Annotated in this window: 19 protein-coding genes; 5 read left to right on the top strand and 14 right to left on the bottom strand. The window is 53.7% G+C overall.

All coding sequences use genetic code 11. From position 1 onward, the window contains the following. Positions 1-3 precede the first annotated feature (3 nt). Both MIM_RS00595 and MIM_RS00590 read right to left on the bottom strand, forming a co-directional pair. Positions 4-1,554: a class I adenylate-forming enzyme family protein gene (locus MIM_RS00595; RefSeq protein WP_025370812.1), complete on the bottom strand. Its 1,551-nt coding sequence runs from the start codon at positions 1,552-1,554 to the stop codon at positions 4-6. Between the two features lie 2 nt (positions 1,555-1,556). Then, positions 1,557-2,399: a phytanoyl-CoA dioxygenase family protein gene (locus MIM_RS00590; RefSeq protein WP_144084563.1), complete on the bottom strand. Its 843-nt coding sequence runs from the start codon at positions 2,397-2,399 to the stop codon at positions 1,557-1,559. Between the two features lie 171 nt (positions 2,400-2,570). On the opposite strand from MIM_RS00590, the gene MIM_RS00585 reads away from it, so the two are divergent. Next, positions 2,571-3,335: a DeoR/GlpR family DNA-binding transcription regulator gene (locus MIM_RS00585; RefSeq protein WP_025370810.1), complete on the top strand. Its 765-nt coding sequence runs from the start codon at positions 2,571-2,573 to the stop codon at positions 3,333-3,335. 181 nt (positions 3,336-3,516) lie between these two features. Beyond that, positions 3,517-5,019, top strand: coding sequence for a glycerol kinase GlpK (gene glpK, locus MIM_RS00580; protein WP_025370809.1), 1,503 nt, complete (start codon positions 3,517-3,519; stop codon positions 5,017-5,019). Positions 5,020-5,145: 126 nt separating this feature from the next. Here the strand turns inward: glpK and MIM_RS00575 are convergent, their stop codons facing one another. The 9 genes from MIM_RS00575 to MIM_RS00535 form a co-directional block, all read right to left on the bottom strand. Beyond that, on the bottom strand, positions 5,146-6,492 hold the full coding sequence (locus MIM_RS00575; RefSeq protein ID WP_025370808.1) for an NAD(P)/FAD-dependent oxidoreductase: 1,347 nt from the start codon (positions 6,490-6,492) through the stop codon (positions 5,146-5,148). Between the two features lie 74 nt (positions 6,493-6,566). Continuing rightward, positions 6,567-6,977 carry a PPC domain-containing DNA-binding protein gene (locus MIM_RS00570; protein ID WP_025370807.1) on the bottom strand — a complete coding sequence of 137 codons (411 nt, stop codon included), beginning with the start codon at positions 6,975-6,977 and terminating at the stop codon, positions 6,567-6,569. A gap of 2 nt (positions 6,978-6,979) precedes the next feature. Further along, positions 6,980-7,468, bottom strand: coding sequence for a PPC domain-containing DNA-binding protein (locus MIM_RS00565; RefSeq protein ID WP_025370806.1), 489 nt, complete (start codon positions 7,466-7,468; stop codon positions 6,980-6,982). Between the two features lie 127 nt (positions 7,469-7,595). After that, positions 7,596-9,158 (bottom strand): acyl-CoA synthetase, encoded by a 1,563-nt coding sequence (locus tag MIM_RS00560; RefSeq protein WP_025370805.1) that lies wholly within the window; start codon positions 9,156-9,158, stop codon positions 7,596-7,598. A gap of 11 nt (positions 9,159-9,169) precedes the next feature. After that, positions 9,170-10,339: an acetyl-CoA acetyltransferase gene (locus MIM_RS00555; protein ID WP_025370804.1), complete on the bottom strand. Its 1,170-nt coding sequence runs from the start codon at positions 10,337-10,339 to the stop codon at positions 9,170-9,172. A gap of 59 nt (positions 10,340-10,398) precedes the next feature. Then, positions 10,399-12,297 carry a TRAP transporter large permease gene (locus MIM_RS00550; protein ID WP_084459064.1) on the bottom strand — a complete coding sequence of 633 codons (1,899 nt, stop codon included), beginning with the start codon at positions 12,295-12,297 and terminating at the stop codon, positions 10,399-10,401. Between the two features lie 37 nt (positions 12,298-12,334). Then, positions 12,335-13,132 (bottom strand): SDR family NAD(P)-dependent oxidoreductase, encoded by a 798-nt coding sequence (locus tag MIM_RS00545; RefSeq protein ID WP_025370802.1) that lies wholly within the window; start codon positions 13,130-13,132, stop codon positions 12,335-12,337. A 46-nt stretch (positions 13,133-13,178) separates the two neighbouring features. Then, positions 13,179-14,192: a TRAP transporter substrate-binding protein gene (locus tag MIM_RS00540; protein WP_025370801.1), complete on the bottom strand. Its 1,014-nt coding sequence runs from the start codon at positions 14,190-14,192 to the stop codon at positions 13,179-13,181. 25 nt (positions 14,193-14,217) lie between these two features. Beyond that, the gene (locus MIM_RS00535) at positions 14,218-15,009 is read right to left on the bottom strand and encodes a phytanoyl-CoA dioxygenase family protein (RefSeq protein ID WP_025370800.1); all 792 of its coding nucleotides are present in this window, start codon (positions 15,007-15,009) and stop codon (positions 14,218-14,220) included. Positions 15,010-15,168: 159 nt separating this feature from the next. Here MIM_RS00535 and MIM_RS00530 point away from each other — a divergent pair, with 159 nt between their 5' ends. After that, entirely contained in the window at positions 15,169-15,927 is a 759-nt protein-coding gene (locus MIM_RS00530) for a GntR family transcriptional regulator (protein ID WP_084458878.1), read from the top strand. A 117-nt stretch (positions 15,928-16,044) separates the two neighbouring features. Here MIM_RS00530 and MIM_RS00525 read toward each other — a convergent pair whose 3' ends face one another. From MIM_RS00525 to MIM_RS00515, 3 genes are all read right to left on the bottom strand, one after another. Then, a complete protein-coding gene (locus tag MIM_RS00525) occupies positions 16,045-16,461 on the bottom strand; it encodes a hypothetical protein (RefSeq protein WP_144084562.1) in 417 nt (138 codons plus the stop codon). A 52-nt stretch (positions 16,462-16,513) separates the two neighbouring features. Then, complete coding sequence (locus tag MIM_RS00520) at positions 16,514-18,187, bottom strand: ABC-F family ATP-binding cassette domain-containing protein (RefSeq protein WP_025370797.1); 1,674 nt, start codon at positions 18,185-18,187, stop codon at positions 16,514-16,516. A gap of 735 nt (positions 18,188-18,922) precedes the next feature. Then, positions 18,923-19,936, bottom strand: a complete 1,014-nt coding sequence (locus MIM_RS00515) for a zinc-binding alcohol dehydrogenase family protein (protein WP_025370796.1) — start codon at positions 19,934-19,936, stop codon at positions 18,923-18,925. A 102-nt stretch (positions 19,937-20,038) separates the two neighbouring features. Between MIM_RS00515 and MIM_RS00510 the strand changes: the two genes are divergently transcribed. Continuing rightward, positions 20,039-20,446: a winged helix-turn-helix transcriptional regulator gene (locus MIM_RS00510; protein WP_025370795.1), complete on the top strand. Its 408-nt coding sequence runs from the start codon at positions 20,039-20,041 to the stop codon at positions 20,444-20,446. 236 nt (positions 20,447-20,682) lie between these two features. Then, entirely contained in the window at positions 20,683-21,378 is a 696-nt protein-coding gene (locus MIM_RS00505; RefSeq protein ID WP_025370794.1) for a glutathione S-transferase N-terminal domain-containing protein, read from the top strand. Positions 21,379-21,466: the final 88 nt, after the last annotated feature.

The following is a 21,466-nucleotide window of genomic DNA, read 5'->3' as shown; positions in this document are numbered from 1 at the left end:
TTCTTATGTTGCAGAACGCGGCGCGCTCTCGGCGCCGACGGGTTTAAGTTCCTTGCGCGCGAGCTTGCCCACGGCTGTACGCGGCAGCGCGTTAGTAATAGCAATACGCCGGGGTGTTTTGTAATGAGCAAGTTGCGAGGCGCAATAGTCGCGCAACGCCTGTTCTTCGGGCACGCAACCCGCCGCAGGCGTCACCCAGGCATGGATCACCTGGCCCAGGCGTTCATCAGGCACGCCAAACACGGCGCAGTCACCCACGCTCGCGCACTCGCGCAATGTTTGTTCCACTTCCAGCGGATACACCTTGAAACCGCCGACATTGATGGTTTCCTGACAACGGCCGTGAATAAAGACATAGCCGTCTTCATCCTGACTGGCAAGATCGCCGGTATAGAGCCAGCCATCCCGCAGCACCTGCCTGGTCAGATCAGGCCGGTTGCGATAACCGGACATCACCTGGGGTCCGCGTACGCAGATTTCGCCCACCGCACCCGTGGGTACATCATTGCCCTGCTCGTCAACGATGCGCAGCTCGCTGCCAGGCACGGGCAGACCGACAGAACCGGGCTTGCGCACGCCCTGGACCGGATTGTAGGTCAGACAGGGACCGGCTTCGCTTTGTCCATAGCCTTCGTAAATCGGACAACCGGTCAGCCGCTCAAACTCCCTCAGCGTGCGTTCAGGCAATGCGGCGGCACCGCTATAGCAGGCGCGCAGGTCACCGGCTTTCACCTGCTCAATATCAGGCTGCAGCAGAAGGTCATGAAAAATAGCCGGCGCCCCCGACATCAGGGTGACCCCTTCATGCGCCAATGCATGTACCGTGGCCCGGGCATCAAAACGTCGCTGGATCACCAGTTCAGACGCGGCAAAGGCACTGAGGTGCAGACACATCGCCACGGCCGATACATGAAACAGCGGCATGGGGCATAGCACCACCTCCTGCCCGCGCCGCGTGGGCAGGCGCGCTTCACGCTGCAGCAAATTGGCGGCGAGATGGCCATGCGAAATATTCACACCCTTGGGTTGGCCGGTTGTGCCACCGGTGTATTGCAAGCTGGCGAGGTCAGCGTGTCCGGGCAAATCCTGGGGCAGCGGCTTTTGCGAATCCTGCAGACGCAAAAAACTGCAGCCGCTGCTGCCGGTTCTCAGAATATGCTCGGCTGGCAGGGCTGCGCAAATTGTTGTCAGATCAATACGCACGCTGTCATCGGCGATCAGGAAGCACACATCGGCATCAGCCAGCATTGCCTGCAATTCGCGCTCACCGTAGCCCGGATTGAGTGCTACCACCTGCCCTCGCAACGCATGTATGGCAAACGTAGCGATCGCCAGATCCAGCGAGTTTTGCAGCAACAACGCAACCCGCTCGCCTGGCGCCACCCTGGACCGCAGTTCATCTGCCAGCGCACCCACAATGCCGGCATAGTCAGCGTAGCAAAGACGTTGTCCTTCGAAACGCAAGGCCCAGTGCCGGGGATAATCCTGCGCGGCAGCATGCAGCAAATGAACAACCGATGCAGGCATTCCCTGCAGAGCGTCGGACGCAGTCATAATCAGCGTGGTGCCTGGCGTCGTTGCAGCTTGCGGTCCGTGGCTTCCCACACGGTGGGCCGCCCTTGCTGGCCCAGCAACTGGATCGGATCGCGATTTTCGATATGACCGTACTGGCCCTTGTAGATCCCGTAACCACACAACTCCTGCAGGCGACGCGGAAAGGCGGCCGCCGTTTCACGGGGGATACCCAACAGCAGGTTCTCCTGCTGGCGCATCCAGCCAGCACAGTAATAGCACGAGAGCGCATAACGGCGCTCATTGCTGGTGTTGGCGCCACCCTTGTGCCACAAGGCGCTGTCAAACAGCATCACACTGCCGGCCGGCATGGTCGCCGCCACTGTTTCCACTTCAGTCCCGTAAGCAGGCGCATGATCCAGCTTATGACTGCCTGGCACGATACGAGTTGCGCCATTGGCTTCGGTAAAGTCGCTCAGTGCCCATATGGCGTTGACGGCCAGCGGCGGACGCGGACGCGGCAATGCCAGTTGCTGCGTATCTTCATGTAACGGTTGTGCAGTCTGGCCCGGACCCAAAGTCAGCGAGCACAGCGAGGAAAGCAGCAACTCCCGATCCAGCAGCGACTCGGCCAGCGCCAGCACCGACGGCTGCAGGGGAACGCCCCAGAACGCTTCGTCATACGCAAGTAAATTATTGATCCGAACCGTTTTCAGGCCCTCAAACGAGGTTTTGGCATAACCGAAGCCATGTCGCTCTTCAACGGACAGCAATGCGTCCTTCAGCTGCGCAATGTGCTCCGGCGCGATCAGGTTTTCCAGCACGACATAACCATCACGGTCAAAGCGTTGCTTCCATTCAATAAGTTGTTCAGCAGTTGAAGTCATCTGGGACAGCATATATCGTTAAAACGAACAAAAATATTTTCTATATTGGTTTCTTATTTTCTATTATGTTCGTTTTTAACCTTGATGTATATCAATTTTTATAATGGTTATCCCTATGGTTTATTCTTTTTTTTCCTTTAGGCTATACCTATTTTCCTTTGGGCATTATTTATGAGCGTAAATCCTCGCCAGGATCAGTTGGTCGATGAAGTTCGGCGGCAAGGGTCCATGTCTGTCGAAGCGCTGGCCGACCGCTTCGGGGTCACGCTGCAAACGGTTCGCCGGGACGTCAAACAACTGGCCGAAAGCGGCATACTCACCCGTTACCACGGCGGTGTGCGCATACCGGAATCGACCACCGAGAATATTGCCTATCAGCAGCGCCGTATGCTCAATGAAGAATCCAAGCGGGCCATTGCACGTGAAATATCCAGGGCTATTCCTGAAGGATGCTCACTTATTCTGAACATCGGTACAACCACCGAAGCCATCGCACGGGAACTGTTGCGCCACCGCGGCTTGCGCGTCATTACCAACAATCTGAACGTCGCTGCCATTCTTGCCGACAACCCCGATTGCGAGGTCATTGTCTCGGGTGGCGTGGTGCGCTCCCTTGACCACGGTATTGTCGGCGAAACCGCCGTCGATTTCATACGCCAGTTCCGCGTCGACATCGGGGTCATTGGCATCTCGGGCATAGAGCAGGATGGCACCTTGCGTGACTTCGATCTGCGCGAAGTCAAAGTGGCCCAGGCCATTATTGCCCAGTCGCGCGAAGTCTGGCTGGCCGCCGACCACAGCAAGTTCCACCGCCAGGCCATGGTCGAGCTGGCACGCATAGACCAGGTACACAGGCTGTTTACCAATATGCCACCGCCTGAACCGTTTCCGGCCTTGCTCAAAGAGGCGCGCGTGCAGTGCATCGTCGCCGAATAGGTGCTCGCTGGCATGGATAAAAAGTACGCGTCGTTGCTCTGGCCCACATTCAACCTTATTACCTTCACACATACTGAACCCATGATGTAAGCCGCTCACGCTCTCTTAACAGTCCATTGCGCCTGAAGACCGGCGCCGGGCGTTGACAGGCGCAGCGGTTTCGCTTTTGTAAAGATCACCCATGACTTATTTGCTTGCCCTGGATCAGGGTACCTCGAGCTCGCGCAGCATTTTGTTTGATGCCAAAGGCCACAGTGTTGCTCAGGCCCAGATGGAACTGTCACAGATTTACCCTCGTCCGGGCTGGGTTGAACACGACCCGCGCGAGATCTGGCGTACCCAACTGGCTACCGCGCGCGAAGCGATGGCCAAAGCCGGCATTGCCGCGGCCGAAGTCCGTGCCGTCGGTATAACCAACCAGCGCGAAACCACAGTCCTGTGGAACCGCGCTACCGGCGAACCCGTACACCATGCGATTGTCTGGCAGGACCGCCGCGCCGAGCCGGCCTGCGCGCAATTGCGCGATCAGGGGCATGCGGTTACCATTCAGGCCAAAACCGGGCTGCTGGTGGATGCGTATTTTTCCGGCACCAAGCTGCAGTGGCTGCTTGACAATGTACCCGGCGCACGCACTGCAGCCGAGCGCGGCGAACTGGCGTTTGGCACGGTAGACAGCTGGCTCATCTGGCAACTGACGGCAGGTCGCCGGCACGTGACTGACGTCAGCAATGCCAGCCGCACCATGCTGTTTAACGTGCACACCAACCAGTGGGATGAAGAGTTACTGGCATTATTGAATATCCCCCGCTCGCTGTTGCCCGAGGTGCAAGCGTCAAGCAGCGACTTTGGTCTGACGGATGCTCAGGTGTTCGGCAGCGCCATCACCATTGGCGGCGTGGCCGGCGATCAGCAAAGCGCACTATTCGGCCAGGCCTGCTTTTCTGCGGGTATGGCCAAGAACACCTATGGCACCGGCTGCTTCATGCTGATGCACACGGGCAATACGTTCCAGGCTTCGCACAACGGCCTGCTGACCACCAGCGCGGCGCAACCTCAAGCCACACCCGAATATGCGCTCGAAGGCAGCGTTTTCGTGGGTGGCGCCGTCGTGCAATGGCTGCGTGACGGTCTGCGCGCCATCGAGCACAGTGGCCAGGTGCAACAGCTTGCCGAAAGCGTACCCGATTCGGGTGGCGTCATGATGGTACCGGCCTTTACCGGTCTGGGCGCCCCGTACTGGCAGCCAGACGCGCGCGGCACCATCACCGGCATCACGCGGGGCACAACACTGGCCCACATCGCCCGCGCAGCGCTGGAATCGATCGCCTATCAGAGTGCTGCACTGCTGACCGCAATGAGCCGTGATGCCACCGAGGCCGGCGGTCGCCCCGTTAGCGAATTGCGTGTCGATGGCGGCGCCTGCGTCAATGATCTACTGATGCAATTTCAGGCGGATCTGCTGGGAATCCCGGTAGTCCGCCCCGCTTGCGTGGAAACAACGGCACTGGGCGCAGCCTATCTTGCCGGGCTCTCCAGCGGCGTCTATGCCGATACAGAAGAAATATCACATTTGTGGCGCGCCGAGAGGCGCTTTCACCCCACCCAGAGCCGTGAGCGGGCCGATGCATTGATGCAACAATGGGAGCATGCGGTGCGACAGGCGACAACGATGACGGCCGCATAACGGCGCATTATCCAGGGGGCAGGGGCGCTCCCTGTCCCCTGGTGTCTGCTGGCGTGCTGCCTGAAACGAGGCCGCTACACCGCAGCTTAATGACAATTGACAACCCCTGATTACTGCAGCAGCAGGCTAAAGCGATGTGCCCAGCCGGATCGGACTGCCATCGGTAAAACGGGAAAACCGGAAGCGATGCAGGTTATGCCCGACGGCATTGCCCTGAATCATATCTGAAATCACACGCCCCATCCCGGGGCCGATACCAAAGCCATGTCCACTCATTCCCGTTGCGACCAGAAGACCGGGATGCGACGGGACCCAATCGACGACAGGAACAGTATCGGGCATGAGATCAATCATCCCCGCCCAGCGCTTTTGGAAACGAACGGGTTCCAGCTGAGGAAACATTCGCTTGAACCCTCGTTCGATTGAGCGCAGGTCCGACGCATCCGGCGCCGGGTTGAGCACGCGCATGTGTTCAAAGGGACTGGCTACCTCGGGCGTCCAGGTACGGGGGGTGGCCCAGCTGTCGGGATACCCGGCAGGGGCCCGGAGCCCATAACGTGTACCCAGTGGATCGGCTTTCAGGGCCGGCACGTATTTTGCTGCGTGGCGGAAGGCATCGGGCCCCAGATAAAGGCGGTGGCTGGCTGCGGGTGCAAGCGTATAGCCACCATCCAGCCTGCGTCGAAAAGCGATATGTTTCCCGGCCGCAGCGCCGGCATGAAAGTCCGGCATGGGCTGGGTTGCCACAACCGTCGCCTTGACCGACAGTTGAGGAATCGTGATGCCGTGTCTTTTCAAAAAGAGCGACGACCATGCGCCCCCGGCCAGAAGAACAACAGGGCTTGCGATATACCCCTGCTCGCTCCACACGCCTGCGGTTCTGCCCGCCGCCGTCTCAAGCGCTCTGGCCGCACAATGCTCGACAATCGTCACCCCCTTGCTATGGGCCAGTCTGGCCAGGGCCGGAACAGCCAGAGAGGGTTCCGCCCGCATATCTGAAGGAGTGATCATGCCGCCCTTGAACGTACCCGATATCCCTTTGATCAGTTCAGACACGTCGCCTGCGCCGAGCATTCGCGTATCCATGTCGTGTGCCGCAGCGATCCTGACAAATGCCTCGAAGTCGGCCATGTCCTTGTCAGCGCTCGCCAGGTAGGTCACACCGGTTTGCCGCAAGCCAATGTCTTTGCCACATTCCTGCGCCAGTTGCGGCCATAGACGGGCCGCTTCGATCATGATGGGCAGTTCGTCCTCATCCCTGCCCTGCTTGCGAATCCAGCCCCAGTTGCGCGACGACTGCTCGGCCGCGACGCGGCCTTTTTCGAGTACGGTCACCGAGATTTTCTGCCGGACAAGATAAAGCGCAGTTGTGATACCAATAATGCCGCCACCGATGATCACGACATCTGATGATGCCGGCGGCGGGCCGGCGTAGACAATGGGGTCAGTTTCGGAGAAAGGGAAAGAGTTCACGTGTTGGATTTCAGAATGAATGAGATGGGCTGGATGACGCCATGCGATGGACTTCCGGTTAGTTTAACGTCTAACTATCCGTACCTTTCGTCAGATGCGATCCACTCCTGAATAACAACCTCTACCGTAACGCACACCGGCGCCTCACTCTTGACAAAGCGGCCGGCAAACACAGTACCTTGATTGTCGGCCACAATGCCATAAAGTCTTGCCACAGGAGTCTGTGTTGCAGGTGCAAGTTCAATCTCGCCATTCAAGGAAAGAACCTCAACGGCAAATCCACTGACCTCGATCGTTTTCGCATGTGCCCCCTCATTTTGCATTAAGCTGGTTCGGAACAGGCTTCCCAAGCCGCTTTTTACGAAAGCCCGATTGATGCCATATTTGACGCATGCATCCTCAATGCCAGTAACAAGGTCATCGTTACACATCAATCTGGCTGTGACGATACGTCCCACTCGACCACATTCTATTTTATCTGTCATCTTTACTCCGCCAGCCGGACCGGGTGAAATACGAAGAGATTGGACGTCTTATCCAGTTGTGACCTGAAACCCGTGAATTTGGTTGCCGTCACCCATGCCTGGACACCTCTGCGACCGGCAATGGTTCGTTGCAGATCCAGATGCCCCCCATGCATTCTGCCGTTCGCGTCGACAAGGCAGCCATGGCAGTGTATAAGCGCCTGACCGCTCTGGTTTTGACCAAACACTGCATTTGCGGACAGCAGCAATCCGTTCTCAATGACAACGGCCTGGCCATAACGAACAATGGTTTTGCCCGTGGCATCAGGACTGGCTGTGCGATAAAACGCTGATTGCAAATTGGCAGGTAAAAAAAACAGACTGCAAAATTGAATCAGTCGGCTTTCGAAGCGGGCCCTGAGGCCTTCGTAAATGGACTCTCCTTCATCAATTTTTAGATGATATTGTTGGGTGTGATTATCGATTTCCGATTGCACGCGGCTGGTAAGCATTTTTTCACTCCTTTCCCGATAGACAGATCATGTCTGACCAGGATTGACTGTATAGCTGATACTTGGTACAACTCAGCAGGTCAGCCCGATTCTGATCAAGAAGGGGCTGGCGTTTTCAAACCAAGCATTAATTAGCCTGCAGCCTGGCTTTAATATCTTTTTTAACAATTTTTCCATAGCCCGATTTAGGCAGTTCCGGCCAGAAATAATACTTTGCTGGATGCTTGTATCTGGCCAGCTTGCCCGTGATAAATGCTGATATGTCCTGCTCGTTAACACTGGCTTCGGGCTTGGATACAACCACAGCCACGCCAATTTCACCCCATTTTTCATCAGGCACCCCCAGCACGGCCACTTCGGAAATCGCAACGTGCGTCAGCAAGATCTCTTCAATCTCCCTGGGGTACACATTCGAACCGCCGGAAATATACATATCGGATTGGCGGCCAGTAATGTAGAGATAACCGTCCTCGTCCACATGCCCAATATCGCCCGTATGAAACCAGCCGAACTTGAAGGCCTTCTCGTTCGCTTCAGGATTATTGTCATAACCCATAAAAACAGCAGGGCCCCGCACGCAAATCTCCCCAGTCTCCAATGCCTGCAGTCGCTTTCCGGTATCGTCCAAAATAGCGACTTCCATACCGGTTCTGGGAAATCCGCAAGTACCTGCTTTGTGGTTATTTGCGTCATCGGGCTCATGACAGTCAGCCGGGAGCACCGTGATATTTCCCGTTACCTCACCCAACCCGTAATATTGCACCAACACCTTGCCCAGCTTGTTCAGCGCATGCTTCTGGTCAGCTCGGTACATCGGCGCGCCAGCATAGATAACGTACTTAAGCGAACGATGATCATAACGGTCTACCGCAGGATGTTCCGTAAGCATTTTCACAATAGTAGGCACTGTGAACATGTTATCGATGTTGTACTTTTCCACAAGAGACCAAATTTCTTCGCAATCGAGTTTTTGCGACACCGGCAAAATACTGGCTGCTCCTTTTGCCGTATTGACCAGGGCATGGATGCCCGCACCATGAGAAAGCGGTGCAACCACCAATGAGCTGGAGCGGTGATCAATACCGGGCATCAGATCGGCCAGATGGTTGTTTATTACAAACGCCATTTGGCCATGTGACAGCACCCCGGCTTTTGGGTATCCGGTCGTACCCGATGTATAGAAAAACCATAAGGGGTCTTCATACATTACTTCCACATCGTCGAACACACCATAAACCCGATACTGGTTAAGTAAATTCTCATAATCCAACTCGCCATCCCTGGGGTCATTCAAAGCAATAATGTGTTGCAACGTGTCGCTCGCATTCCTTGCGGCATCAGCATGGCAGGCAAACCCTTGATCGTAAATAAGGACAGAGGCCCGGCTCGATTTGGCAAGATAGCCGATCTCCGGCTCTGTGATGCGAAAATTGGTCGGCACCCAGATCGCACCCAATCTGAACGCGACCCAGGCGCTCTCGAATAACTGAATGTTATTGGTCGAATGGATCAGTATCCGATCCCCCTTGCCGACACCCTGAGCGCGCAAGGCATGCGCCATCGCGTCGACCCGGGCATTGATCTGACTCCACGAGAACTGCTCACTGCCTTTTATGAAGCCAGGCGCTTGCGGAAACCGACGACTAATATCTTTTAGTAATGAACCCAGATTTTTTACGTATTGCAGCATGATATTTACTCTCAATTCTTGCGAAGAATACTGACATAATTGGCGACTGCAGCCCCGCCCATATTGAACACGCCTGCGGTGTCCGCTCTGTTCAACTGCATCTGCCCCGCTTGCCCCGACAATTGCATTGCTGCCATGACATGCATTGATACGCCGGTGGCGCCAATGGGATGGCCCTTGGATTTGAGTCCCCCCGACGGGTTGACAGGCAGGCGTCCGTCTTTATGGCTAATGCCATCCAAAATAACCCGGGCGCCCTCGCCTGGCTTTGCCAGTCCCATCGCCTCATATTCGATCAACTCGGCAATTGTGAAGCAATCATGAGTTTCGACAAAGGATAGATCGCTCAGCCGCATCCCCGTGTCTGCCAATGCTTTCTGCCAGGCCAGTCGCGCGCCCATGAACTCGATCGGATCGCGTTTGCCAAGTGGCAGATAATCATTCACTTGGGACGTTGCCATGAAATCGACTTTATTCTGCTGGTTTGGTACCTGATCGCTTCGACTGATAACGATAGCGGCGGCCCCATCGGACACCATTGAGCAATCGGACCTCTTTAGCTGACCGGCAACCAGCGGGTTTTTTGCCGATTCCTGTCTGCAAAAGTCAAACCCCAGATCCTTGCGTAAATGCGCATAGGGATTGCTGACGCCGTTCTTGTGGTTCTTTGCAGCAATGGCAGCCAGTGCGTCTCGGTTATCTCCATAGCGCTCAAAATAGTGATGCGCAATGATATTTCCAAAGATCCCCGCAAACCCGCCGCTGACATCAGCCTCCTCCCTGGCATAGGAACACTTGAGCAACACCTTGCCCACTTCCGGCGTTGATAACTCAGTCATTTTTTCATACCCAATGACCAATGCGTGTCTGGATCTGCCGGCACCGATGGCATCAAGCCCGGAATGTATGGCCGCAGAGCCGGTTGCACATGCATTTTCCAGCCTGACAGCGGGTTTGAACCTGAGTTCAGGTATTGCATTGAATACCAGTGAGGAAGGGAAATCCTGGTAAAGAAAGCCGCCATTAAAATGACCGATATGTATGGAATCGATCTCTTCCGGCTCCAGACCTGCGTGACTGATCGCCTCCCGGGCGACTTCAGCCAATAAAGTCTCCGAATCTATTGCATCCAATTTTCCAAACTTTGAATGCGCCCAACCGCTTATCGATGCCTTTGACATGATCTCTCCTAAATTTTATGTAATATGTACGGTACAGTTTGTAATCGCGTGCCTGTTGTCTATAGAAATACCGTAGAGATCCAGGGCACGAACGCGATCACAAATAACATCAGAAGCAGCACCAGCAGATATCCCCAAACCTTATTGAATACACCGTCAGGTGACACTTTGCTGATTGCGCATGCCGCATAGAAACCCACGCCTAAAGGCGGCGCAAACAGTCCCAAACCCATGGCCAGAATGACCACCATTGAATAATGAACGTCATTGATGCCGAGCGCATGTGCAGCCGGGAACAGCAAGGGTCCGAAAAGAACAATGGCAGGTATGCCTTCCAACAAACTACCGAGCAGAATAAACATGACGATGCTCACTAGCAGGAACCCGATCTTGCCTCCAGGAATATTAGTCATGAGCTCAATGAGGGTTGCGGCAAAGCCCGATTGCGTTAACGCCCACGCCATCGCGGTGGCCATCCCGATAATCAGCAGAATGGCTCCCGACAGCGACACCGCCTCAACCAACATGCCGTAGATGCGCTTGAACTCGATCTGCCGCTGAAACAGGTGTGCAATGAATCCAACCACGATAATGTAGAAGATGCCTATCGTCGCAACCTCGGTTGCCGTCGCAACACCTTCGACCACACAGGCGCGAATCAGAAACGGCAACAGCAGGGCAGGAAGCGCGATCAGAAATGTCTTCCCGATCACCTTTGCGCTTTGCTTCTGGATAGCTGACGTATCTGTTTTTCTGGCCCGGAGCCAGCACATGAATGCAATAGCCAGGGTACACACGACCGCTGGCAAAACCCCACCGATGAACAAAGCCGAGATGGATACGCCGCAGACCGCACCGATCGTAATCAGCACCAGGCTGGGGGGAATAGTTTCAGTCATCGCGCCTGTGGAAGACAGCAAGGCGGCAAGTTCCTCTGGATTCTCTCCCCTTTTTTTCATTTCGGGGAACAACGCGGGCGCGACGGCCGCCATATCCGCCACTTTTGAGCCGGAAATACCGGACACTAGAAACATGGCGCCCAACAGCACAAACTGCAGACCCCCTCTCACATGCCCAAGCAGCGACGCCATAAAGTTGATCATATTTTTTGCCATGCCGCTGATTTGCAATAACGCACCAAGAAACACAAACAAGGGAATGGCAAGCAATACCGCGTGTGAGACCCCTTCATCCAGACGCCCGACCACGATCATCAGGGGAGAATCGGTCACCGACAGAATATAGGACAATGTACCGATGCCAAAGGAAAATGCGATGGGGACAGCGCCCAGCACCGAGAAGCCAATCAACAGCACAAAAAATACCAGCAGGTTATAGTTGCCCATTGCCTGCCATACTGGTGTGAGCCACCAGAATAGGGAACCCACTGCAGTAATGAACAACAGGCATAACAGCAACTGCCTGGCATTTGCAATTTTCGAGAGTCGGGCCATGGCTGAAACCATCATCAGGACAACGCCGGTAAAGATCGCCAGCGTCCGATAACCGTCAGGGATTTCCAGCGCAGGCGAGGTTATGAACATCTGTTCAATCACATGCTCATAACTGGGCACCAGGATGCATGATAAAAACAACAGGACGATAAGCATCGAGTAAGTTTCAAATAACGCCTTTTTCGAATCGCTCAACTTGCTGACAATAGCGGTCAGACGCATGTGTTCATTGCGATCCAGCGCCAGGACTGCACCAAACATGGTCAGCCAGATAAAAATCAGCGTGGCCGCCTCGTCCGACCAGAATATCGGGCTATGAAAAACATATCTCGAAATCACACCGACAAACAGTATGATTGATTCGACACACAATAGAAGCACCGCGACCAAGGCGACCAGCTTCATCAATATGCTGTTCAAATTCACCAGAGATTGAGATAGTAGATTTTGCTTTTCAGCCTCCTGCCCCTGTACAAGTGTTCGAACTTCTGACTTCAATAGCATTTCCATGGAAATTGTCCTTTCAGTTAGAAATTTCGAATTACACGCATTTAAGTGTCAAACCACCATCGACAATTAAATCCACTCCGGTTATATATTTGGCTTCATCGGATGCCAGGAACAGTGATGCATAAGCCACGTCCCATGCATCACCCATGGTTTGCATCGGGCATTGCGCATCGCGCTTTTTGCGCATGGTGTCCACGTCTCCGCCATACGATGACTTCAAGGGCTCACGTATCATTGGCGTATCCATGAACCCCGGCAACACACAGTTGGCACGAATGCCTTTGGACGCGTATTGCATGGCAATATCCTTCGTTATGGACATGACCGCCGCCTTGCTCGCTGAATAACCTACATAAGGAAATCCTAACCATCGCAGGCCCGCAATTGAGGCGATATTAACGATCGAACCGCCATTCTGTCGTTCCATATGCGGCAGAATATATTTGCTCATCAGGAAAATACTGGTTTGATTGATATTAATAATCCGATTCCAGCTATCTATACTTGTCTCCACGCATCCGCCGACCTGTGCAATACCCACATTGTTGTGCAGGACATCAATCCGGCCAAATTTGTCAAGACAGGTCGACACGATCGTCTCGATATCCTTGACTTCGGTCACATCGCCGACAACGCTATGGCAGATTCCCCCTTCATCGGAAATGATCTGCTGTGTGTCCCGGGCTGCATTTTCATTTAAATCCACTGCCAGAACATGCGCCCCCTCACGGGCATACAAGACGGCCGCAGCTTTCCCGTTTCCCCAGCCGTCGCCCACCGATCCGGCTCCTGTCACAATCACAACCTTGCCTTCCATACGTTTTTTCAATTTTGTCTCCTAATATTGATTTATTGATCAACCTGCTCGCCGATCGTTATATTTTTCTACCTGTCGATTTCTCCAGAATATCCCAGGCCTCATCGCCCATTTTCTTTTTCCACTCAGCGTAGTAGCCACCTTGCGCAAGCTTGCTTCTGAACGACTCCTTATCAGGCGTCGTCGTGTTCATACCCTTTGTTGTCAACTCGGCCTGTAGATCCAATCCCAGTTTTTCGCTATCCTTGCGCTGCTCTACGGCCGCTGCATTCAAATGCACGCTCAGAATTTGCTGGACGTCCTGAGGTAGCTTGTCCCATATTCTCTTGCTACTCAACAACCAATAGCCATCCCAGGCATGCCCTGTCAATGCCAAATTCGGCTGTACTTCATACAGTTTTCCGGTGTAAATAATAGGTAAGGGGTTTTCCTGCGCATCCATGATGTGCGTCTGCAACGCACTGTATAGCTCACTGAAATTGAGAGACGTGGGGGACGAACCAATCGACTTGAAGATGCTCAGCAGCATGGCACTGACTGGCACCCGGATTTTGACACCCTGCAAATCTTCCACCGTCTGGATTGGGCTCCTGGACGTAATATGCCGAAATCCATTGTCCCAGACCTTTTCAAACACCATCAAGTTGGCCTTAGAAATGTGCTCGCGGATAAACTGACCCAACTCGCCATCCATGGCTTTCCATACTTCAGGATAATTATCGAATGCAAAGCCCACGCTATTGAGCGATGCCATCTTGGTCAGATTCGCCAGAATCACACCTGGCATGGTCACAAACTCCAGACTGCCGGAACGCGCCTGGCTGAGCATTTCAGTATCGCCCCCCAGTTGTCCGTTCGGAAATATCTTGAACTGAACACGGCCATCCGAGTCTTTCAGAATTTTTTCGGATGCCTCCTGCAAACGCAAATAGATGGGGTGAGTCATCGGAACGTTGGTTCCGCACTTCATAGAAATTTTTTCGCCGGCTCTCGCTAACATGGGAAACGGCAGTGCTGAGGCCGCGCCCAATGCCAGGGAGGCCTTCAATAGCGTTCTTCTGGTTTGTGACATTTGTCTTCTCCGTTTTTTAAGGTTCTCAGGAACTCAAGGCTGCCAGGCACTGCTGATCCATTCCGTCGGAAGCGCTCGTGACGGGAGTAAAATCTGTATGGGCGATGAATTCTGGTCTTGTAGGATTGGTGATTGCGTTTGATAGCGCTGAAAGCGTGAGATAGACTATGCGCCTTGGATACGGCGTAATGTTCCCAGCTGAACCGTGGACAATATTTGCATGGAACATCAATACCCCACCTGCTTTACCGGTTGGTGTAACGATTCCGTTGTTTTCTACTAACTTGGTCACGGTGTCGTTATCCAGGGTCCAAAGCGGATAAGACGTTGTCTGCTGATCATGTGAACTTTGCAGGGCGCCATGCTTGTGGCTTTTCGGAACGATCATCAAAGGGCCGTTGATCGGCATCACATCATCCAGGAATATGGCGATGTTCATTGCGCGAGGCTCAGGCATCCCGTCATCTTTATGCCAGGTCGGGAAATCCTGATGCCATTGCCATACTTCACCCGTAAATGCTGCCTTGGCATTGATTTTGAACTGATGTACATATACTTGCTCGCCAAACAGCTGTTCAAGTGGCTCGACCAGGCGGTGATCGCCCACCAGCGCATTACACGTTTGGTTATATTTATGACAAGCAAAAGCGGTTCTGGGAACCCCGTTCTTTTCTCGCCAGATTTCCTCCCGCTGTTCGCTAAACACATCCTGCGCAGCCGCTTTCAGGCGCGCCACCTCTTCGGCGTTGAAACATCCGGGCAAGTATAAGTATCCTAGCTCATCGAATGTCTTCAATTGTTCTTCTGTTAACTTCATCTTAGTCTCCTTGATTTTCACTTCTGAATGCGCCATAATTTGAATTAGGAATTCTGTATACAGAATTCCTAATTCAAATCTAACATTGTTTAACTTGATAAACAGCCCGTAGTTACCCTAAGATCGTAAAAATCCGTGGTAAATATAGGCACATTCAAAATGACTCTTAATTTTTCAGGCGACAACAGTTCAATGGTGCAAAAAATCCGGCCGCCCAAGCCTTTGACAGAAGAAGTCCACGGGATCTTATTAGAGATGATTTGCAATGGGACGCTAAAGGAAGGCGAAAGAATCACCCAGGACGGCTTAGCAGAAATGCTGGGCGTCTCGCGGCAACCCATCACGCAAAGCATTGCGCAACTGAAAAGCCAGGGGTTTATTTCCGACTACGATAAAAAGGGCGTCATGGTGTCGTATATCGACGCCACGTCCCTGATCCAGATGTACCACGTCAGGGCCGCACTCGACAGCCTGGCATGCCGGGAGATTTCCAGAAAATTTGTTGATCAGTCATATGGGGACGCGGACAAGCAGGAGGGCATCAATCTCTTGACGGAAGGGCGGCTCGCGTATCAGCAACAGGACATAAGCCGATCTGTCGAATGCGACATGAACTTCCATCAGTTTCTATATCATAAATCCGGCAACCCCGTGATCCTTGAGTCGACCAAGATCCTCTGGTTCCATATGCGCAGGCTGATGAGAGCGATTCTGACAAATAATGTACGTCCGCCGGAACGCGTTTGGGACGAGCATGAAGCCATATGGCATGCTGCCTATACCGGAAGCATTGCCCTGGCTGAAGAGTTGGCAAAAAAGCACGCCGAAGAGGCAGCAGAAAAGCTGGCGAGAATCTTTCTTGAACAAAACAAAGGGGAAACCAGTAGCATTTCAGACGATGAAATAAGATATTGGTAAAGATAGTAAAGAAACCTGAAACACCACGTGCGTTCGCGTCATCCCCTTGTGTGCCGAACCCGACGCGCTAAGTCGTCAGAATTCGGCACGGGCCTCCCATACCAGGGTACATCACAGTCAATGCCTGACTGGTCTGCACGTGGTTTCCTTTCCCGGCGCCATCGCGCTGGTATCGATCGCCGGTGCGTTAACGTAGGTCACCGGTGGGCTCACACTTGGATAGGTCACCATCAGGTGCTCAGGTATATCCTGTTGCTCCGGGTTTTTCGCCTGCCTTTTGGTGTTATAGGGATCAATAAATTTTCCGTATTCGCCTGGCTCCATGGTATAGCGCATTTCCTTGGTCCCAGTTCCGGCATTAGCCAGATACTTGTCCTCATCGTTCCAGCTTTTGCCGTCCAGATTCGTATAAAACTTAATGTCCACCAGCACAGCATCACACATTGGCGTGATCTCCTCATACTGAGTCGGCCAGCCCGAGCCGCCGGTGGTGGGAGGATATACTGGATGCGTGATAGGCAGGTCAAAATTCAACAGTTCTTCGCACTGAACCAGCCCTACGATACCCGACCACTCGCCTTATCACTCAAGCAACCTGTCTGCCGCTCGCCGCTTCCCGCTGCCGTTTGGCCTCTTCCAGCAGATATATCTGGTAATCATCCAGGTCACCGTCAAAGTCTGTCATGCCGCCGCGTGACACCAGCCAGAATTCATCGCAGACCGAACGCAACAAGGCGCGGTCGTGGCTGACCAGCATCGCCGAACCTTCGAATTCGTTCAGCGCGACGCTCAGCGCCTCCCGGGTCGCCAGATCCAGGTGATTGGTCGGTTCATCCAGCAGCAGAAAATTGGGACGCTGCCAGACAATCATGCACAACACCAGGCGCGCTTTTTCCCCACCGCTCATGCTGCCGACTGCCTGCTTGACCATATCACCACTGAAATTAAACGTGCCCAGGAAATTGCGCAACCCCTGTTCGCGACAATCCATGGCGCTGGGCCGCATGCTGGCCGGCGTGTCGCGCACCAGTCGAATCATATGCTCCAGCGGCGTCTCAGCTGGGCGTAACACATCCAATTCCTGCTGGGAAAAATAACCGATATTCAGGCCTTTACCAGGAATAATCTCGCCCCCGATAGGCGCCAGTGCGCCGGCTATGGTTTTGACCAGCGTTGACTTGCCTTGCCCATTGGCACCCAGAATACCGATGCGCTGTCCCGCCAGGACAGTACGGTTGATATTCTGCACAATAACTGTAGGTTTGGCGTCGACCGGCGCGTCGTCAGCTGGAGGATAGCCGAAGCGGCCGTTGGTGAGCACCAGCATGGGGTTGGGCATGCTAAGCGGAGCCTTGAATTCAAACTGAAACTCGGCATCGGCCAGCACAGGTGCAATTTTTTCCATGCGCTCAAGTGCCTTGACGCGGCTTTGCGCCTGCTTGGCCTTACTGGCTTTGGCCTTGAAGCGGTCAATGAATTTTTGCAGGTGCGCAACCTTTTCCTGTTGCCTGGCGTGCGCGGCCTGCTGCAGCAGCATTTGTTCTGCGCGCATGTCTTCAAACTTGCTGTAATTGCCACCGTAGCGCACCAGCGTGCCATGATCGATATGCAGCGTCACGTTGGTGATCGCGTCAAGAAACTCGCGGTCATGGCTGATCACGACCAGTGTACCGGCATAGTTTTTAAGCCAGGCTTCCAGCCATACCAGCGCGTCCAGATCCAGGTGATTGGTGGGTTCGTCCAGTAACAGCAAATCCGAAGGGCACATCAGCGCCCGCGCCAGTTGCAGACGCATCCGCCAGCCGCCGGAAAAACTGTTCACCGGCCGGTCAAGCTCAGCCACGCCAAAACCCAGTCCCAGAATCAGCGCCTGCGCACGGGCAGCCGCATCATGCGCACCCGCGTCATGCAGGGCCATATACGCGTGCGCCATGCGCATGCCATCATCACTGGCCTCAGCTGCCGTGACCTCGTCCTGCGCGGCCAGCAGAACGGTGTCGCCTTCCACCACGAAGTCGGTTGCACTCTGCTCGGTTTCCGGCATGTCCTGTGCCACTTGCGACATACGCCATTGCGATGGAATGGAAAACTCGCCACTGTCCTCATGCAGTGTGCCGTTGAGCACCGCGAATAAGGAAGATTTGCCTGCGCCGTTGCGCCCCACCAGGCCGACCTTTTCCCCGGGATTGAGGGTGACAGAAGTTTTGTCGAGCAATACTTTGGTGCCGCGACGCAGAGTCACGTTCTTGAGAGTAATCATGGAGGGCAGGTCTTCGTTTTCGGGAACATTAACCCCGGCCGGCGTTGACCGGTATGTGATCAAGAATGACGGGGTGCTGAGCCGGGCAGGCCATCCAAGCTGATGGCAAGATGCCGGAAACGGCGTAAAGAAGGGATGATTGTAGCAGCATATAGCCGGAAAAACGGAGCGTCGTTAAGGTGCGAAGACACCTCATTGCGATATGGTTGTCAAAACGCTTGACCCTGCTATCCGCCTTCCTATTCAGGTCTGTACCTAAAAGTTCGCGAGCCTCGCTCGCCCAGCAGGGAATAATCAGTAAGACGATATGTGTTGAGGCCCTTGAACGCTATGACATTTCTCTCTGCGCGCAGAATCCCTGGGAAATGTGACTGTTGCTCCCTCCCAATACGGCAAGCGTCCACACATAGTCTGTCCATTCTCTGGCCGGCACGAAGAGGATGGATATTCCCGGCCGCATGTGCCACGCTCAACATAGGTGACACCAAACACAGGCCAACCTCAACCTGCGCCAAAATCAAAGAGCCGGGAGACCCATAAGGGACCTCCCGGCCTAATCTCTACTGCAGGCAGAAGCACGATTTCAACAATTTATATTCTTGTCATTGACCGAATTGGCTCATAATAAGCGCCGCCATTGAACCTGCAGGGCGCTTCAATTCTACTGGAAAGTAGCGATAAAGCTCATTAACGACAAGCTCAGAGACCTAGAAATCATTTCTTCAGATGCCTGCTTCAAAATCCTTCCAGCACCAGTTTGCCTTTGGATTTTCCGCTTTCGATCAGTTGGTGTGCTTTCATCAGATTGTCAGCATTGATAGGACTTAGTTTTTTCGTCACAGTTGTACGAATTTTCCCCTGATCAATCAAACCGGCTACTTCGTTCAGCAATATTCCCTGCTGACTCATATCCGGCGTCTCAAACATGGAGCGCGTAAACATAAATTCCCAGTGTATCGATACAGATTTACGCTTGAAACTCATGATATCGATCCCTGCCGGATCATCGATCAAACCGAAACGTCCCTGAGGCGCAATCAACTCGACGATGTCAGCAAGATGCTGCAGGGTCTGCGTTGTCGAAAATACAAACGCCGGCGATCCGATATTCAGCGCAGCGATCTGTGACGCTATTGGTTTACTATGATCCACCACATGATGAGCGCCAAGACCCTGGACCCACGCCTGTGTTTCCGGACGGGAAGCGGTCGCGATAACGGTCAGATCCGTGAGCGCTCGCACAAGCTGTATGGCAATGGAACCAACACCTCCCGCCCCCCCAATAATCACAACTGCATTCGCAGCGCCAGGGACTGGTTTGCGGATATCGAGTCTATCAAATAACATTTCCCAGGCAGTAATAGCGGTCAGGGGCATGGCTGCCGCTTCCGCATGGTTCAGTGTTTTGGGTTTACGTCCAACGATCCGCTCGTCAACAAGATGGAATTGACTATTGGCGCCGGGCCGAACCAAAGAGCCCGCATAGAAAACCTCATCGCCAGGTTTGAACAGCGTAACCGCATCGCCAATTTCCACTATTTTGCCGACGGCGTCCCATCCAAGCACTTTTGTTTCCCCCGCTTCGGGCGCGACGTTTTTACGAATTTTAGTGTCCACCGGATTGACGGAGATTGCCTGAATCTCGACCAGCATATCGCGTCCGACTGCACGTGGCCGTTCAGGATTGAAATCAACCAGGGCGTCCTGGCGATCGAGGGTACAAGCCGATTTGTAGCCAATTGCTTTCATCACTCATCCAATGTAAAAGTTGAAAGATGCAATGATTATATCTATACTGCACAAAGCGCGATACGCACAAAGAATGAACATAGTGTCAGAAAGGATACTTACATGGGAAAAGCCAGCCATTCTCGTTTTGACTGCAGCCCTGGCTGCGCCGTCGAAGCGGCCATTAATCTTATCGATGGAAGGTGGAAGTCGATCATCCTGTTTCATCTTTTGTCGGGCACCTTGCGCTTCAGCGAAATTCGTCGCACTTTAGCCAGCATAACCCCACGCATGCTAACCAATCAGCTACGCGAATTGGAACAGGATGGCCTGATCACGCGCAAAGTGTATCCACAGGTTCCGCCCAAGGTTGAATACAGCCTGTCGGATTTGGGAATGAGCATGGCGCCGATTCTCCATGCGCTCAAAGCGTGGGGTGATGCCCATCTGAATCTTTATGGAAAGCCTCACCTGAAGGATGACCGGAGCTCAGATACCGAACACTTCAACAGAGGACAATCAGAAACATAGGGTTGATATTCTATGTTCCGAGAATATACGATGTTAGTCCTTCAGACATCTGAATATCCTTTCAGCCCGGTTTCTGTACGTATGCATGTATCGGGCGTATTGCCAAAAGACAATTCTTGCGTACTTCGGTGAGTACAGCAATCAGAACAGCGAAATCAAGACGCAAGACGAGACAATGACGTGCTGCGTTTGAAACTATCAAAGAAGCCACAAACGAAATAACCAAGGAGCTAGAAATGACACCCGATCATCCGATTTTCAGACGCTGGCCCGCACAGCATCCAGATCTGCTGCAATTGTTTTCCGCCCCAACGCCCAACGGTGTGAAAGTGGGTATCATGCTTGAAGAAACCGGCCTTGCCTACGAGGCGCACCGAATCGACATTATGGCAAACGAAAGTCACGATCCGGCTTTTCTCGCGCTCAACCCCAATGGCAAAATTCCCGCCATCTACGATCCCGACGGGCCTGGCGGCAAGCCGCTGGCGCTGTTCGAATCGGGCGCGATCCTGCTGTATCTGGCTGATAAGACGGGGAAACTTATTTCTGCCGATCCCGCCACGCGTTACGAGACGATCCAGTGGGTGATGTGGCAAATGGGCGGTGTCGGACCGATGTTCGGACAATTGGGCTTTTTTCACAAATTTGCCGGCAAGGCTTATGAAGACAAGCGCCCGCTGGAGCGCTATGTCACCGAATCGGCACGACTGCTGGACGTTCTGGATAAGCAACTCGCGGGCCGTGAGTGGGTAATGGGTGCAGATTACACCATCGCCGATATTTCTTTGCTCGGCTGGGTGCGCAATCTTATCGGCTTTTATGAAGCGCGTGAGATTGTCGGTTTCGATCGTTTTAAACACGTGCAAGCCTGGCTTGATCGCGGCCTTGCGCGTCCGGCAGTGCAGATTGGACTGCAGGTAACGGCGGCCTAGTGCGCGGGCGCATGCTTTTGCATTGGCTTGAAGCAGAATGAATTCGCCTGGCCGGAACGACTCACGAACAGACGGTGTCACGCCTGCC

It is taken from the genome of Advenella mimigardefordensis DPN7, assembly GCF_000521505.1.
In the GTDB taxonomy this organism is placed as follows: Bacteria; Pseudomonadota; Gammaproteobacteria; order Burkholderiales; family Burkholderiaceae_B; genus Advenella; species Advenella mimigardefordensis.
This window is presented reverse-complemented; position numbering and strand designations above follow the sequence as displayed.